This is a genomic window from Psychrobacter sp. 1U2, from assembly GCF_051847575.1.
Genome location: NZ_JBPYDC010000506.1, coordinates 1 through 1,015, shown reverse-complemented (window position 1 = coordinate 1,015; position 1,015 = coordinate 1). Strand labels below are relative to the sequence as shown.

The window sequence follows — 1,015 nt, the reverse complement described above, 5'->3', positions numbered from 1 at the left end:
ATATAGAGCCTTCGACAATTTTTTAGTACGTTCTAGAACGTCATTTTCATCCCAAACAGTGTTGTCTAAGAAGAACTTAGATAATGGGTAGCCTGCTTGTCTCAATATATCTATTTTTTCAGCTGGCTCTTTATCTTTTAGTCTATGACCATTAGTATTAGAATCTGTTAAAATCAGATTTCCAATACTACCTATTATATCCGAATCCATTCCAGTTTTTATTTTAGCTTCAGGTATTAAATGTTCTATTGTTAAGTTGTCATGATCTATATCTAAACCATTAGTATTATTCCCAACTAATCTTCTCAAGGCATATTTAATAATAGATTTGCTTTTAGTTCTATTAGATAAATAAATCAGCTCTAAAAATTTGACTTCAAACTCTTCGTATGAAGGTAGCTTGTCCTCTAGTTTTCGACTCAAGCTTGTTAAAATTTTCTGAATTTCATTTTCATCATTAGTAGTAGACAAATTAATTGCATGTTGTGAATACATTGACGCAATACTTCCTGATGAACGCTGTTGTGTTATTGCATTAAATACGAAATGAAAGTGCTCGATTTTATTGAGCATAGTTTTTAATTGTTTTAAAGTGATATTTCTTTGTGTATATGCCGAAAGTAAAGAAAGTACGAATGAATACTGCTGTTTAACTTTGAAACTATTTAAGGATTCTAATGAAAGTTTTATTTCAAACTGCTCCTTAGTCCATAACATGTTTTCAGGACTAAGCATTTTGCAATAATCTATAGCAGATTGACTTAAACTCTCTAGTAGCTCTTTCGCATTTTCAGGTGATTTCAACACATAATCTTTGACATATGCAAACAATTTTTTTTCAGTAGTGTACTCTTGCTTTGAAATCCAGTAATGCAAAAGAAAAGTATCTATAGCATTATTCTCAGATATATCATCAAATCCTTTTATAAGTATGTTCCAAGCTTGTTTTGGACTATCATAAGTATTATTCGAAGATTTTATAGTTTTTAAAAGTAAGTTTTTGACAAGATCTGAA

Annotated in this window: 1 protein-coding gene; it reads right to left on the bottom strand. The window is 29.8% G+C overall.

Going from position 1 to position 1,015, the window contains the following annotated elements; all coding sequences use genetic code 11:
• A partial coding sequence (locus ACS8FD_RS16910; RefSeq protein WP_439276696.1) for a GmrSD restriction endonuclease domain-containing protein occupies positions 1–1,015 on the bottom strand: 1,015 nt, incomplete at both ends.